The organism is Pseudomonas sp. 65/3-MNA-CIBAN-0223, from assembly GCF_040310425.1.
Classification (GTDB): Bacteria; Pseudomonadota; Gammaproteobacteria; order Pseudomonadales; family Pseudomonadaceae; genus Aquipseudomonas; species Aquipseudomonas gregormendelii.
The window spans coordinates 299,455-313,953 of record NZ_JBEOPV010000001.1 but is presented as its reverse complement, the minus strand read 5'-3'; the positions used below and the strand labels follow the sequence as shown (position 1 = coordinate 313,953).

General features: G+C 61.9%; 13 protein-coding genes. 3 read left to right on the top strand and 10 right to left on the bottom strand.

The window, feature by feature from the left end; all coding sequences use genetic code 11:
* Positions 1-129 precede the first annotated feature (129 nt).
* Both AAEZ09_RS01295 and AAEZ09_RS01290 read left to right on the top strand, forming a co-directional pair.
* Positions 130-1,458 carry a spinster family MFS transporter gene (locus AAEZ09_RS01295; RefSeq protein WP_122839818.1) on the top strand — a complete coding sequence of 443 codons (1,329 nt, stop codon included), beginning with the start codon at positions 130-132 and terminating at the stop codon, positions 1,456-1,458.
* 130 nt (positions 1,459-1,588) lie between these two features.
* Positions 1,589-1,783, top strand: coding sequence for a hypothetical protein (locus AAEZ09_RS01290; RefSeq protein WP_350597734.1), 195 nt, complete (start codon positions 1,589-1,591; stop codon positions 1,781-1,783).
* Between the two features lie 183 nt (positions 1,784-1,966).
* Here the strand turns inward: AAEZ09_RS01290 and AAEZ09_RS01285 are convergent, their stop codons facing one another.
* From AAEZ09_RS01285 to AAEZ09_RS01240, 10 genes are all read right to left on the bottom strand, one after another.
* A complete protein-coding gene (locus AAEZ09_RS01285; protein ID WP_350597732.1) occupies positions 1,967-3,349 on the bottom strand; it encodes a DUF1329 domain-containing protein in 1,383 nt (460 codons plus the stop codon).
* Between the two features lie 92 nt (positions 3,350-3,441).
* Positions 3,442-5,124 (bottom strand): class I adenylate-forming enzyme family protein, encoded by a 1,683-nt coding sequence (locus AAEZ09_RS01280; RefSeq protein ID WP_350597731.1) that lies wholly within the window; start codon positions 5,122-5,124, stop codon positions 3,442-3,444.
* A gap of 124 nt (positions 5,125-5,248) precedes the next feature.
* Entirely contained in the window at positions 5,249-6,391 is a 1,143-nt protein-coding gene (locus tag AAEZ09_RS01275; protein ID WP_350597730.1) for an acyl-CoA dehydrogenase family protein, read from the bottom strand.
* Entirely contained in the window at positions 6,388-7,593 is a 1,206-nt protein-coding gene (locus tag AAEZ09_RS01270) for an acyl-CoA dehydrogenase family protein (RefSeq protein ID WP_045058547.1), read from the bottom strand. The genes AAEZ09_RS01275 and AAEZ09_RS01270 overlap by 4 nt, the downstream gene beginning before the upstream one ends.
* A gap of 64 nt (positions 7,594-7,657) precedes the next feature.
* A complete protein-coding gene (locus tag AAEZ09_RS01265; protein WP_205892367.1) occupies positions 7,658-8,827 on the bottom strand; it encodes an acyl-CoA dehydrogenase family protein in 1,170 nt (389 codons plus the stop codon).
* Between the two features lie 10 nt (positions 8,828-8,837).
* Positions 8,838-10,016 (bottom strand): lipid-transfer protein, encoded by a 1,179-nt coding sequence (locus AAEZ09_RS01260; RefSeq protein ID WP_122839811.1) that lies wholly within the window; start codon positions 10,014-10,016, stop codon positions 8,838-8,840.
* Between the two features lie 17 nt (positions 10,017-10,033).
* Positions 10,034-10,453, bottom strand: a complete 420-nt coding sequence (locus AAEZ09_RS01255; protein ID WP_045058550.1) for a MaoC family dehydratase — start codon at positions 10,451-10,453, stop codon at positions 10,034-10,036.
* Positions 10,425-11,558 carry an acyl-CoA dehydrogenase family protein gene (locus AAEZ09_RS01250; RefSeq protein ID WP_350597727.1) on the bottom strand — a complete coding sequence of 378 codons (1,134 nt, stop codon included), beginning with the start codon at positions 11,556-11,558 and terminating at the stop codon, positions 10,425-10,427. Before AAEZ09_RS01250 ends, AAEZ09_RS01255 begins: the two co-directional genes overlap by 29 nt.
* Positions 11,559-11,566: 8 nt before the next feature.
* Positions 11,567-12,535 carry a bifunctional MaoC family dehydratase N-terminal/OB-fold nucleic acid binding domain-containing protein gene (locus AAEZ09_RS01245; protein ID WP_350597725.1) on the bottom strand — a complete coding sequence of 323 codons (969 nt, stop codon included), beginning with the start codon at positions 12,533-12,535 and terminating at the stop codon, positions 11,567-11,569.
* Between the two features lie 56 nt (positions 12,536-12,591).
* On the bottom strand, positions 12,592-13,377 hold the full coding sequence (locus tag AAEZ09_RS01240; protein WP_350597724.1) for an SDR family oxidoreductase: 786 nt from the start codon (positions 13,375-13,377) through the stop codon (positions 12,592-12,594).
* A 140-nt stretch (positions 13,378-13,517) separates the two neighbouring features.
* Here AAEZ09_RS01240 and AAEZ09_RS01235 point away from each other — a divergent pair, with 140 nt between their 5' ends.
* On the top strand, positions 13,518-14,303 hold the full coding sequence (locus AAEZ09_RS01235) for an enoyl-CoA hydratase (protein WP_045058554.1): 786 nt from the start codon (positions 13,518-13,520) through the stop codon (positions 14,301-14,303).
* Positions 14,304-14,499: the final 196 nt, after the last annotated feature.

Below are 14,499 nucleotides of genomic sequence, written 5' to 3'. Positions count from 1 at the left end.
ACAAGACTAGGTCGGCGATCCTGCAGAACAGGACGGTGCGCAGAGCAAAAATGGTCTGAATGGACGATGAGAAAAACCCGTGACACGCCGAGCATCGCGTCAACTAGAACAAAACCGGGAGCACCCGCAGTGAATCAATCCACCCCCGTGACATGGCGAACGCACTACGCGCTGTTCGTGCTCGCCAGCATCTATGTGTTCAACTACATCGACCGCCAACTGATGGCGATATTGATCGAACCGGTAAAGCTCGAATTCGGCATTTCCGATACCGGCATCGGCCTGCTTTCGGGGGTGACCTTCGCGGTGTTCTATACCGTGTTCGGCTTTCCGCTGGGGCGCCTGTCGGACCGCATCGGGCGCAAGCCGGTGATCGCCTTCAGCTGCATTGCCTGGAGCCTGATGACCATGCTCTGCGGCATGGCCGGCAACTTCCTGACCCTGGTGCTGGCGCGGATCGGTGTGGCAGTCGGCGAGGCCGGAGGCACGGCGCCGTCGGTGGCCATGGTCTCGGATTTGTACCCGGCGAACCGCCGATCTACTGCACTGTCGGTGTTAATGCTCGGTTCCAGCCTGGGCGCGATTGTCGGCCTGGGCCTCGGCGGCTGGATAGCCCAACACCACGGCTGGCGTTACGCTTTCCTGCTGATCGGCGCCCCCGGGATCTTCCTGGGTCTGCTTCTGCTGCTGACCGTGCGTGCGCCCAAGCGCGTTGTGCCGCTGGGTCAGGTCGTGGCGCAACAGGAAGGCTGGCTCAAGACGCTAGTGGAACTGTTTCGCATGCCCTCGTTCCTGTGTCTGGTACTCACCGGCGGCGCGGCGGCGATTGCTGGCTACGCCATCGGCACCTGGAGCCCGAGCTTCCTGATCCGTTCCCACGGGCTCAACCTGCAAGAGGCCGGTTTCCTGGTAGGCGTGGTGGGTGGCACCGGTGCGACTGTCGGCACCCTGGCCTGCGGCATCCTTACCGACCGCATGGCGCGGCGCGATGTCGGCTGGCAAATCGGTGTGCCATTGGCAGGTACGCTGATCAGCATTCCCTTTGCTCTTTCGTACTTTCTCTGGCCCCAAGGCACGGCCTTCTACATCGGCAGCATCGCCGTTCCACAGGCGTTTGTGTTCTACAGCGCGTTCTCTTTTTTTGGTGTCTGGTGGGCAACACCGTGCCTGAGCGCCATCACCCACCTGTTCCCGGCCACACGGCTGGCACAGGCCACGGCCATTTTTGTGATGGCCATGACCCTGCTGGGCGTCGGTATCGGGCCGCTGTTTGTAGGCATGCTCAGCGATTTCTTCGTGCCGACCCTGGGCAGTGAATCCCTGCGCTATGCCCTGGCTTCGTCGGTGTCGATGCTGGTGCTGGCCTGCGTGTTCCTGACCCTGGCATTGCCGCGCTATCGACAACAGATGAAGGACCCTGCGGCGCATCTCACAGCGGTACGGCCCGTGGCGGCCTGACCACCTCCGCGCACCACCACGCCGCTGCAACCTTGCCAGGTTCCAGCGGCATTTTTTTTTGAATTACCCTGTCAGTAAGTTCCCCCTTAAAACCAAAAAGGGCCTGCTTCCCTTGCCCGGAAGCAGGCCCTTGCGCCAGCGTGTAGAGCCTGCAGGCCGTCAGCGTAGAAATGCGGGCGAGCGCAACGGCAGCGCTACCTACGAGGGTCACTGCGTCAAGCTGCAAGGCGAGCGGCGCATTCTTCGTACCGGTTACAAACGGCTACTGGAGATGAGCGGGTCACTTGATCCGCAATGGTCTATCACCTCTGCGCCGATCAACTGACGTTCCCCTTTGCAGGGGCTAGCCTGCTCGCGCTGGTCGTGGACGATATCGCGTTAAACCAGATGGCCCGCAGCGCCCTCGGGTTTTTCGCGAGCAAGCTCGCTCCTACAGGGAGCGATCAAGAACCAAAAAAAAGCCCTATCGAAATCCGATAGGGCTTTTTTCATTGCCGCGACCTAGGTGTTACCGCCCGATCGCCCGTGCCGCATCCGCAGTGTACTGGTCCGGCGTGAATTTGCCTTCGTTGAGGATCGGACCTTTCTTCGCCTCGTTGGTCATGCCGTAGCCGGTATATTGGCCGGAGTTCAAGTCCATGAAGAACTGCGAACCAGCCTGCCAGCCACTCATGTCAGGATGGTAGTAATAGTTGACCATGGCGTGTTTCCAAAGCTGCCCACGGGCATCGTAGTTGTCGGCCATCACCGAGTTCCAGGTGTCTTCGTCGATGAACAGCACACGTTTGCCATAGACATGACGGAAGCCTTCCTTCAAGTCGGCTTCCACCACCCACACGCGGCGCAACTCGTAACGCATGAAGTCAGGGTTGGGATGATTGGGTGTCAGGAGGTCGGCATACTTGACCGTCCCGGTATTAGGCTTGAACGCGTTGGCCGGGGTATAGATCTCGCGCTTGCCGATCAGTTTCCAGGAGAAACGCTCCGGTGAACCGTTGAACAAACGGTCCTCGTCGACGGTCATGGTGCCGTTGGTGCCGATCATCGGCTGATCGTAACCATAACCCGGCAGTTGCCGCACGCGCCTCGTCGATGGGCTGTAGGACCAGGCCTGACGCGCATCGGTGCCATAGTTGTAGGGTTCATGGGCAATGCTGAGGGTGCCGTTGTCCCGGGCCGGTTTCAGGGTCATGTTGTTACTCATGGCCGAGAGTTTGTCTTCGGTGCGGGAATCGGTGGTGGGTGAGTTGGCCAACGACAGGTTGCGCGCGTAGGCACGCCCCCAGCCAATGCTGCCGTTGGGCAGGACCGAGGCCAGGTCGGAGGTTTTTTCCTCCGTGTAGGCTCGGGCCGGCAGTTGGTGGTTCCATAACACTTCCACGCCGCTTTTGGGGATCGGGAACGGGACCTGGCCAACCCCGGTGAAACCGTCGCCGTCGTTGACCAGCTTGGCGTGCAACGCGTTGTCCATCGCTCGGCGGCAGACGTAATCGGGATAACGAAAATCCCGATGGCCTGGGTAAATGTTCATCTTGTAGGTGGTCGGGTACTTCTTCAGCAGCGCCTTCTGGCCTTCGGTCAGGTGCGCCTCGTACTGGCTCATGTTCTGCGCGGTGATCACCAGGATCGGCTTCTCCGCCGCATAAGGATCAACTGGCTGGTCCCCGGAAAATTTCACATGGTTCCAGCCCGGTACTTCGCCCAGGTACTTGCCGGTGTAGGGTGGAATCGTGCCCTCGGCGTTGCCGGCTTGCTCGGCGCCGACACAGGTCAGCTCCTTGCCCAGCTTGGCCGCTTCCTGAGGTGACACTGCGGCGTGCGCATAAACCATCAGCCCGCTATTGGCTGTGACTGCGACCGCGAGCATGAGACCGGTTCTTGTTATTTTCATGTAATGCCTCCTACGCTGATAAGGCTGTGTGAGATGGACCCATTGTTCGTGTTCTGGCGGCCCCGACATCGTCCGGAAAGACTAAGGTGCAATCAGACGCCTAACTTTTCTTGCAGCTGTGCCTTGAGCACCTTGCCGGTGGCATTGCGTGGTAATGGTTCAAGTACCCGATAGACCTGGGCCGGGACTTTGTAGGCGGCCAGGCGCTCGGCAATGAATGCGCAGACTTGTGCCTCCTGGGGCAGCGTCGAAGCCTGGCCGTGGACGGCCAACCCCACCGTCTCCCCCAGCAGCGGGTCGGCAATGGCAAATGCCGCCGCTTCGAGAACCCCGGGCAAATCGAGGACACACGTCTCGATTTCCGCGGCGGAAATTTTCTCGCCACCACGGTTGATCAAATCCTTCACCCGGCCGGTGATGTAGAGAAACCCTTCCTCATCGAGGTAACCGATATCGCCGGTGTCGAGCCAACCGTCGTGCAGGCTTTGCGCAGTGGCTTCGGGCAGGTTCCAGTAGGCGCTCATCAAGGTTGGGGAGCGCAACCAGATCACCCCACGAGTCCCGGCCACCTGGGGCTGGCCAGGGCTTTCGCCGATATGAATATCGACTATCGGCAGCGGCCAGCCAGCGGTCTGCGGCTTGTACACGAACGGATCACCACCGATGGCAGCGCCGATCCCGTTGCTTTCGGTCAGGCCGTACCCGGCACCGCCAATCACGTCGGGCTTGAGCTTGAGCATGTTGTCCAGCACCCCGGCGGACGAAGCTGCACCTCCCAGTCCAAGACCGAAGAGGCTGGCGGTGTGCTCGCCGCCAAAACGTGGCGAAGCAAGCAGTTGCTGCATCATCACCGGTGCCCCGTTGAACTGGGTGCAACGCTCATCGCGAATGAGGTCGATGGCTTGTTCGACATCCCACTTGTACATCAGCATCAAGCGCCGGCCGCCGCGCAGTGCCGACAGGAACTGCGCATGCAAGCCGCTGACATGGAACAGCGGTACTGCCGCCAATGTGGTAGGTGCATAGCCACTGTTGATCACCACGCCGATACGCTCGGGTGAGCTCATGGCGCAAAACGCACCCTGGAAATCCAGGGCATACAGTGCCTGGCAGATTGCCCGGTGACTGGACACGGCGCCCTTGGCGCGGCTGGTGGTGCCCGAGGTGTAGAGGATCAGTGCTGGCGCGTCAGGATCGATTTCCAGCGTGGGTGCCGGCAATATCGGGGCGTTGATCAAGTCTTCGAATCGCAGGCAGTACTCGGGCGACGAAGCTTCCTGCGCCCCGACGACTATCGTGCCTCGCTGCTCACGGGCCAAATCTTCATGCAGGGTATTTAACCGTGCTTCATCACACACCAGCAGGCGCGAATCGCTGTCTTGCAGCGCGTACTGCAGTTCGTCGCGCAGCCCCCAACTGTTTAGCGGCACACACACCGCACCACAGCGCACGATCGCGGCGAACGCCACGAGCCACGCTGGCTGGTTACGCATTGCTATGGCCACGCGCTCGCCGGGCTGCAGTCCGAAACGAGCCACCATTTGCCCGGCCAGTCGATCAACCTGATCGAAGAACTGGTTGAAGGTCAGGCGTTGCGCTTGCCAGACCAGGAATTCACGGTCACCGTGGACCCGACCGGCGTCGAAAACCTGCGTCAAATCGCGCGCGGCGTGCCGGAAGTAACGTGGAGCGCCGTCATCGGACGTCACCACCTCAAACGGCGCACCGGGGGCGATCAGTTGTCGCCACGCGGTTTGCCAGCGTTCAATGCTCATTTGTGTATCTCCAGAACAACCGAGAGACCTGTGGGAGCGGGCTTGCCCGCGAAGAGGCTGGCACATTCAACATCCTCATTGCCTGACACTCCACGTTCGCGGGCAAGCCCGCTCCCACAGGGGTTCAGGCGTGGGCGCAGTAGCGTTCGCAATGGAAATCCCGATCCCCCAGGCAGCTCTGCGCCACACGAACGCGCTTGAGGTACAGGCCGACATCGAGCTCGTCGGTAACGCCTATGCCGCCGTGCATCTGCACGGCTTCATTGGCGACTTTGAGCGCGGTGTCGCCGGCTTTCCATTTCGCCAGGCTGACCAGTCGAGCACGTGCCCGAGCGTCATGACCGGCGTCATCCAGGGTCGCCAAAGCGGCCATCAGGGCGCTGCGGCTCAGCGCAAGATCGATGTACATTTGCGCAGCGCGGTGTTGCAGCGACTGGAAAGTGCCAATCGGCGTATCGAACTGCACCCGGGTCTTGAGGTACTCCAGGGTGGTTTCGAACAGTTGCTCGGCCATCCCCAACAGCTCCGCCGCGAGGCAGGTGCGGCCGCGATCCAGTGCGGTTTCCAGCACGGACCAACCCTCATCCAGGTTGCCCAGCAAGGCATCGCTGCCCACGCGCACCTCGTCCAGTCGCAGGCGGGCGCTGTTGCGCGAATCGATCAACCCCAAGGCGCTGATGGTCACCCCCGGGCTATCGGCCGGCACCAGGAACAGACTGATACCTTGAGTGTCGCCTGGCTGGCCGCTGGTGCGGGCCGCCACTACATAGGCATCGGCGCCCAGCCCGTCGATCACCCAGAATTTGTCGCCGTGCAGGCAATAGCCCTGTCCATCGGCCTTGGCCGCCAGGGCGATGTGGCTCGGGTTGTGGCGAGAACGTTCGTCCACGGCCAGGGCCAGGCGCTGCTCACCACCGATCACAGCTTGCAGCCAACGTGTCTGTTGCGCCGAGTTGCCCGCCAGAAGAACCAATGACCCACCGAGTACCACACTGGACAACAGCGGCGTGGCGGACAGATTGCGCCCTATGGATTCGAAGATTGGACCGAGCCCCTTGCAACCGAAATCCAGACCGCCAAAGTCTTCCGGAAAAGGAATCGCGCTCCAACCCAACTCCACGGCTTCACGCCACAGCTGCGGTTCGAAGCCGAAAGCTACGGCCTCATCGCGCAATCGGCGCTGGGCACTGACCGGGCTGCGGGCGGCGAGAAAGTCCCGGGCGCTGTCGGCCAGCAAACGCTGTTCATCGCTATAACGCAGGCTCATGCAGCAACTCCTTTTTTGGCGTCCGGCAAGCCCAGCACGCGCTTGGCGATAACGTTCAACTGGACCTCCGAGGACCCGCCGGAAATGGTCAGCGCATAACTGTTCAACCAGGAGCGGGTCACCGCCAGTTGCTGCTCGCTGAACGCACCACTCTCCCAACCAAAGGCGTGCCCGGCCATGGCATCGAGCAGCACTTCGAACTTGTCGCGCTCCTGCTCGGTGTGCACCAGTTTCATGATCGACATCAGGCCGCCGATGTCGTCGCCGGCCCGCGCCTCCTCACCCATGCGCTGCACGGTCAGGTTGTAGGCCTGTTCATTCATCGCACAGGCCGTGGCCCGGGCCTGCAGGGCATGCTCGCCCTGGGTCTGTGGCGCCGGCACGTACTCGCGCATCAGCGCCAGGAGGTCGAAGTGCGACGGCAGGCTGAACTCACCGAACTTCGACATCGCCTTACGTTCGTGCTGCAGCAGGTATTTGGCCAGAGTCCAGCCGCCGTTCAACGGCCCGATCAACTGGCTCTTGGGGACTTTCACCGCGTCGAAGAACACCTGGCAAAATGCCGACTTGCCGCTGATCAAATCGATCGGCTGCGGCTTGACGCCCGGGCTGCGCATGTCCAGTACGATCAGGCTGATGCCTTCGTGTTTCGGTGCACTGAAATCGGTGCGTACCAGGGCATACATCCAGTCGGATTTGTCGCCGTAGGAGGTCCAGATCTTGCTGCCGTCGACGATGAAGTGATCGCCTGCATCGCGAGCGGCCATTTTCAGGCTGGCCAGGTCGGAACCGGCGTTTGGTTCGGAGAACCCCTGGCACCAGCGCACTTCACCACGGGCAATGGGAGGCAGCAGATCGCGTTTCTGTTGCTCACTGCCAAACGCCAGCAGCACCGGCCCGAGCATCCAGATACCAAGGTTGATCTGTGGCGGCCGGCACTTGATGCGGCGCATCTCGCTTTCCAGCACCGCCAGTTGCTCGTCACTCAGGCCCGCGCCGCCGTATTCTTCAGGCCACTCGGGACAGAACCAGCGCTTGTCGCGCATGCGTTCAAACCACAGTCGTGCGTCTTCGCACGGAAACTGCGGGTTCTGGCTGCCCCACACGACATCGCCTTCAGCCATACCGGTGCGCATTGACAGCGGGCAGTTAGCCTCCAGCCAGGCACGAGTGTCGTGCCGAAATTGCTCGATAGTGCTCATGAAAGTCCCCTTCGACCCGCGCCGGAACCGGGCCGAGTACGTTTTTGTTGTTGATGGACCAGCGTCAGCGTTGGGTGCGCGGCATGCCGAGGCCAAACTGGGCGATCAGCTCACGCTGGATTTCATTGGTGCCGCCGCCAAAGGTCAGGGTCGGTGAGCTGCGCAACTCGAATTCCAGCTCTCCCTGCAGCAGGGTCGCTGCCGAGCCACTGCGCATTGAGCCGTTGGCGCCGAGGATCCCCGCCAGCTTGCGCAGGATCTCGATGGCCGACTCCGAGCCGAACACCTTGGTGGTCGAGCTCAGCGCCACGTCCATCCGATCGCGGTCCAGGTCGGCAGCAATACGCATATTGATCAGGCGCATCGCTTCCAGGCGCGCGTAACACTCGGCCAGCGAGCTGCGCACCCAGGCCTTGTCCATCGCTCGACGGCCCTGTTCGTCACAGGCCCGCGCCCACAGATAGACCCGGCGAAACAGCGCCACGACCTTGTCCGACCAGGTGCCAAGGCCGAGGCGTTCATGGTTCAGTTGCGAGGTGATCAACTTCCAGCCGCCGTGCAACTGGCCCACCAGCATTTCGTTGGGCACCCGTACGTTGTCGTAGTAGGTGGCCGTGGTCGGAATGCTCGTGGTGGGGATCAGGGTATGAGAGAAACCCGGCGTCGTAGTGTCGACGATCAACAGCGATATGCCTTTATGCCTCGCCTGAGTCGAATCGGTCCGGGCCGCCAGCCAAACGAAATCGGCCGATTCGGCACCTGAGGTCCACAGCTTGTTGCCATTGACCAGGAAGCCTTCGTCGTCCTGGCGGGCACTGGTTTTGAGCACGGCCAGATCGCTGCCAGCGTCGGGTTCGGAGTAACCAATGGCAAACATGATTTCACCGGCCGCAATGCCAGGCAGAAAACGTTCCTTCTGCAGCTCGCTGCCATGGGCCATCAAGGAAGGGCCGACGGTGCTGATAGTGACGAACGGCAGTGGCGCGCCGGCGATGTTGGCTTCTTCAAAGAAGATCAACTGTTCGGTGGCCGCGTAACCCTGGCCGCCGTGGGCCTTTGGCCAACCGACCGCGAGCCAGCCGTCGCGGCCCATCTGGCGGATGGTCTGGCGAAATAGATCACCGCCTTCCTTGCCCCGCAACTGGTCGCGCATGTCCGGGGTCATCAAGGCCTGGAAATAGTCCCGCACCTTATGGCGCAGGGCATGTTGTTCGGGAGTGAGGTCAACGAACATCTGCTGCTCCTTAGGCTGCGCCGAGAATCAGGCCGCTGGTGGGTACGCCGGTGCCGGCGGTGACTAGTACGTTTTGCACATCCGCCACCTGGTTGACTGCCGTCCCACGCACCTGGCGGACCGCTTCGGCGATCCCGTTCATGCCGTGGATGTAGGCCTCACCCAGTTGCCCGCCGTGGGTGTTGATGGGTAGCTTGCCGCCACGGGCGTGATGCCCGGCGCGGATGAATTCCTTGGCTTCACCCCGTTTGACGAAGCCGAACTCCTCCAGCTGTGGCAGCACGAACGGAGTGAAATGGTCGTAGATTACCGCCGTCTGGAAAGACTCCGGGCCGAGGCCTGACTGGCGATACAACTCGCGGGCCACCACGCCCATTTCCGGCAGCCCGGTGATGTCGTCGCGGTAGAACGAGGTCATGCTCTGCTGGCCGTGGCTGATGCCTTGGGAGCCAGCCTTGATGGTCACCGGTTTCTGCCGAAGGTCACGGGCGCGCTCGGCGGAGGTAATCACCATCGCCACGGCGCCGTCGGACTCCTGGCAGCAATCGAGCAAGTGCAGCGGCTCGCAGATCCAGCGCGAGGCCTGGTGTTCTTCCAGGGTGATCGGCTTACCGTGGAAAAACGCCTGGGGATTGGTCGCCGCAAAATCCCGCGCGGCCACAGCGATCCGGCCAAAGTCTTCGCTGGTGGCCCCATAAGTGTGCATGTAACGCTGGGCGAACATCCCGACCCAGGCTGCCGGCGTATGGAAGCCGTGGGGCATGTACCAGCCGTAGTTGACGTTGTCGAATATCGGCGAAGCTGCAAAGCCGTAGTTGCCGGTACCAAAGCGGTACCAGGAACGCTCGTTCATGGCCCGGTACACCACCACCACTTTCGCCACACCGGTGGCTACCGCCATCGCCGCGTGCATGACCGGCCCACAGGCAGCGCCGCCGCCATGGGGCACCTGAGAGAAGAATTTGACGTCCTTGCACCCCAGCAGACGGGCAATTTCGTACTCGGGGACCTTGTCCACCGAGTAGGAGCTGAAGCCGTCTACCTCCGACGGATCGATGCCGGCATCCTTGAGCGCACTCAAGGTGGCCTCCATGGCCAGGCGCAATTCGGTGCGTCCGGAGTTCTTGGAAAATTCGGTCGCGCCCAGACCAACGATCGCGGCACGCCCGGAAATCGATGAATCAGTCATCTGTGTCTCTCCGGCTGTCAGGGCAGGACCAGCGCGACCGTGCCGGTCACGTGGTTGCCCATGGAATTTTTGCCGCTCAAAGTGATTTCCACCGAGCGGGTGTCCGCATCGACTGCGCTGACGCTGCCACTGAACGTCATGCAGTCGCCGGGATAATTCGGTGCGCCGAGTTTGATTTTCAGTGCGCTGAATTGCGCCAGCGGCCCGGCCCACTGTTCGATGAATCGCTGCACCAGGCCATTGGTGGTGAGGATGTTCATGAACACGTGGGGCGAACCCAGGGCTCGGGCCGCCTCCGCGTCGTGGTGACCGGGAAAGTAGTCACGGGTGGCAATCGCACCACCGTTGATCAGGGTCACCGTGATCGGCACCGCAAGCTGCGGCAGTACTTCGCCGGGGCGCACGTCTTCAAAGCGCTTGGTGTTCTTCGAGGTCATATTTCCATCCCAGCTTGTCGTTATCGTTGAGCCAGTCGCCCAGGCGTTCCAGGTTTGCCGCCGAGCCACCCAAGGCAAGGGACAAGCCGCGACTCCAGTAGAGAAAACGGTGGATCGGGTACGTCAGATCGACGCCGATGCCGCCATGTACGTGCTGCGCGGTGTGACCAATGCGGTGCCCCGCTTCACAGGCCAGCCAGGCAGTGGCCAGCGCTTCACTGGGCGCTGGCATATCGGCATCGATGCGATAGACCAGTTGCCACAAGGTCGTACGCAAGGCTTCGACGGCGATATGGGTATCGGCCATGCTCATCTGCACCGCCTGGAAGCTGCCGATTACCCGTTCGAACTGCCGACGCTCGCTGACGTAGGCCACGGTGCGGCGGATCTGCTCTTCGCTGACACCCAGCTGCAAGGACGCCAATGCCGCTGTGCAGCGAAGTTCAAGCCAGGCGACAGCTTCAGCCGGTAACAGCGAGGTGGCGCTCACGGTCAAACCCTGGATGTGTAAGTCGGCCACCGCTTCGCCGTGGGTCAGCACCGCCGACACCCGTCGTATCTCGGGCGCCGAAAGGTCGAGCAGCAGCAAGCGCGGCTGGTTTTCGGTTTCTACCAACACCAGCGCCGCCTGGGACTGATCACCCAACGCCAAGGCTGCAACCCGGCCGTCGATCAACCAGCCGTCGGCGCAAGCACGGGCTCGCAGTTCGATGCCGAGCGCACTGCTCAAACCATCGACAGACAGACTCAGCAGCACCTCGCCGGATGCCGCCCTGGCAACCCACCCTCCATTGTCGACGGCGTCAAACCGGGCCAGGGTCGCAGCGGCCAGTTGATGACGCCACAAGGGCACCTGGGCCAGGGCCTTACCCTGGGCTTGCAGCACCAGCATCAACTCAGTCATGCCCAGGCCGCTGCCACCGTGCTCTTCGGGGATTGCCAAGGCATGCAGGCCGGTCTCGACACACAACGTCCACAACGGCGCCATCATCGCTTCGCCGCTGGTGTCCCACTGGCGCATGTAGTCATCATGGCAATGGTCGACAAACAGGCCATCGGCCATTTGCGCAATGGCGCGCTGGTCTTCGCTCAATTCGAAATCCATGGTGGCTCCTATGCCTCTACCGGCCGGAATAACGGCAGGGTCTGTTGGTCATCGAAGGACTGGAACTCGACCTGCAAACGCTGGCCGATCTGCAGTTGCTCGCGCTCGATGCCGACCAGCCCGGCGATCAGGCGCACACCCTCCTCCAGTTCGATCAGGCCAATCGGGTTGGGGTAATCGAACGGCGGCACTTCGGGGTAGTGCATCACCACGAATGAATACAAAGTGGCGCGACCGCTGGCCTGCAGGGTGTCCCAGTCGAAGCTGTGGCACTGGATGCAAACGGGTGCCGGTGGATGCCGCAGGGTCTGGCAGGCCGTGCAGCGCTGGATCAACAACTGCCCCTTCTCGCAGCCTTCCCAGAAGAACCGCGTGTCGTCGCTGATTCCCGGCAACGGGCGCTTGGCCTTGACCGGTGCCGCTTCCACCTTGGCTGGAGCCTGGGCGTTCGCCGCACGGAACTTGAATACGCGAAACAGCAACTCGCCCACCGGCTCGTCGCCGCCGGCTTTTTCCACGAAGTGGCTCATTATCAGAGTGACGAAGAAGCCGGTGCCCAGGGCGGTGGTTTTCTCATCGCCAACTGAATCCAGGCGCGTGGTGTAGTAGAGTTTTTCCCCCAGGCGCAGCGGGCGGGTGAAGCTCAGCTCGGAGTTCACCGCCACTGTGGAGGCATAGCCGTAGGCTTCCATTTCCTTGAGCACCTCGTAAGGGTTCTCAGTGGTGGAGCCGGGCGGATAGTTATTGGCGTGCAGGCCTTCCATGGTCCAAACCTGCAACATCGCAGGCGGCGCGATCAGGCCCTCATGTTCGGTACCCAAGGCAAAGCCCGGGTTGGTGTACAGCGGGTTGTCCACGCCCATGACTTCGCACCACTGGCGAATCATCGGGGCATTGACCTCGTCCCAGGCATACACCCGGCCGTACTGGCGCCCTACCAGGGCGCGCACATTGGATAGCAGTTGTGGATCAGCCAAAGTCGTCTCCTTCACATTGAAGGCGGCTACCGAACCCGGTTGCCGCATTAGGTCGATCAGGTGGGCAGAACTTGCGCAGCACCGAGAAACGCCGGGCGTTCACCACCGCCATGCAGCAACAGGTTGCAACCGCTGGCGTAACTGGCCAGCGGTGATGCGATATAGAGGCATGCGTTGGCAATGTCCTCGGCCACCGCCATGCGTGCAGCCGGGATGCCGGCAGAGACAGCATCGATACCGGCCTGCGTGCCGTAGTGCAGATGCGCCTGCTCGGTCAGCACCAGCCCCGGGCTGACTGTAACCACCCGCACCTTGGGGCCCCACTCCACCGCCAACGATTGCACCAACGCCAGCACGCCGGCCTTCGCCGCGCCATAAGCGGCCGTACCTGGCGAGGAACGCAGCGCACTGATGCTGCCGATAAAAATGATGCAGCCACCCTGCACCTGTGCCTGCATCAGGCGATTGGCGTGCTGGGCGACATTGAGTGGCGCGATGAGATTCAGCCCGATAATGCTTTCATGAAATCTGGGCGAGGCCGTGGCGGCGTCGGCGGCAGGACTGCCTCCGGCGTTGTTGACCACCACATCGAGGCGTCCGAAATCTCGCTCGATGGTGGCGAATAGTCGTTGCAGGGAATCCTGGTCACGTACATCGGCGGCAATGAAGGTCGCATGCTTGCCTCCCGCTGTCGGCACCTGCTCAGGTTCGCGCCGGGCACAGACAATCACCCGTGCGTTCGCGGCCAGAAATCCCAGCGCGATACCAGCGCCGATGCCCTTGGTGCCACCGGTGATCAGCACCACCTTGCCGCTGTAATCAAGACCCGAATGCAGCTCCATCATGTGCTCCTTTTCTACTGACAAGAGCCACTCTAGGGACGAACCGCAGGCCAAACTACGTCTGAACGGACGATGAAAATTCAGCGCCGTGAACCGGACACTGGCGCCATTGATACCCTCTCTGGTCTTCGAGAATGCCCATGTCCGACTCATCTGCTGCACCGGTTCTGCTCGAACGCCCGCTGCCCGGCGTCGCCCTGCTGCGGCTCAACCGCCCCCAGGCGACCAACGCCTTGAGCCTGGAATTGCAGGCGCTGCTGTCGCGCTATTTCAGCCAGCTGGCAATTGATCCCGAGGTGCGGTGCATCGTCCTTACGGGCGGTGACAAGGTGTTTGCTGCCGGTGGCGACATCACCAGCATGGCCGGGGTCGGCCCCATCGATATCTACAAGCGCCACACCGAGCGGGTCTGGGGGCCGATCCAGCACTGTCCGAAACCAGTGATTGCGGCCGTCTGCGGCTACGCCTACGGCGGTGGTTGCGAACTGGCGATGCACGCCGACCTGATCGTTGCCGGACGCAGCGCGCGCTTCTGCCAACCGGAAATTCGTATTGGCATCATGCCCGGCATCGGTGGCACCCAACGGCTGGTGCGGGCGGTAGGCAAGGTCAAGGCGATGCGCATGGCACTCACCGGGCAACCGATCAGTGCCGAGGAAGCCTGGGTAGCCGGGCTGGTCAGCGACCTGGTGGACGATGACCAGGTCCAGGCCCACGCACTGGAACTGGCACGCGTCATCGCGGCGATGCCGGCGTTGGCCGCCGAGCAGATCAAGGAGGTGATCCTGGCGGGCATGGACGCCCCGCTGGAAGCCGGCCTGGCGCTGGAGCGCAAGGCCAATGCGCTGCTGTTTGCGTCACGGGATCAGAAGGAAGGCATGCAGGCATTTATCGACAAGCGTCCGGCCCGGTTCGAGGGGTACTAGACGCTCGTCTGTCGGCCTCATTTCTGCAGCTCTTGCGATCCCCCGTAGGAGCTGCCGAAGGCTGCGATCTTTTGATCTTCCATTCGGCCTGATCAATCCGATCCAGCGCCTGGTTCTCTGTCAGCTCGAAGAACAAAAAATCAAAAGATCGCAGCCTGCGGCAGCTCCTACGGAGTGAACATCAGAAGTGGGTTTC

Excerpts from the sequence above, each read along its gene's own strand:
- AAEZ09_RS01285 (WP_350597732.1), bottom strand. The coding sequence starts at position 3,349 with ATGAAAATAACAAGAACCGGTCTCATGCTCGCGGTCGCAGTCACAGCC.
- AAEZ09_RS01280 (WP_350597731.1), bottom strand. The coding sequence starts at position 5,124 with ATGAGCATTGAACGCTGGCAAACCGCGTGGCGACAACTGATCGCCCCC.
- AAEZ09_RS01275 (WP_350597730.1), bottom strand. The coding sequence starts at position 6,391 with ATGAGCCTGCGTTATAGCGATGAACAGCGTTTGCTGGCCGACAGCGCC.
- AAEZ09_RS01270 (WP_045058547.1), bottom strand. The coding sequence starts at position 7,593 with ATGAGCACTATCGAGCAATTTCGGCACGACACTCGTGCCTGGCTGGAG.
- AAEZ09_RS01265 (WP_205892367.1), bottom strand. The coding sequence starts at position 8,827 with ATGTTCGTTGACCTCACTCCCGAACAACATGCCCTGCGCCATAAGGTG.
- AAEZ09_RS01260 (WP_122839811.1), bottom strand. The coding sequence starts at position 10,016 with ATGACTGATTCATCGATTTCCGGGCGTGCCGCGATCGTTGGTCTGGGC.
- AAEZ09_RS01255 (WP_045058550.1), bottom strand. The coding sequence starts at position 10,453 with ATGACCTCGAAGAACACCAAGCGCTTTGAAGACGTGCGCCCCGGCGAA.
- AAEZ09_RS01250 (WP_350597727.1), bottom strand. The coding sequence starts at position 11,558 with ATGGATTTCGAATTGAGCGAAGACCAGCGCGCCATTGCGCAAATGGCC.
- AAEZ09_RS01240 (WP_350597724.1), bottom strand. The coding sequence starts at position 13,377 with ATGGAGCTGCATTCGGGTCTTGATTACAGCGGCAAGGTGGTGCTGATC.
- AAEZ09_RS01235 (WP_045058554.1), top strand. The coding sequence starts at position 13,518 with ATGTCCGACTCATCTGCTGCACCGGTTCTGCTCGAACGCCCGCTGCCC.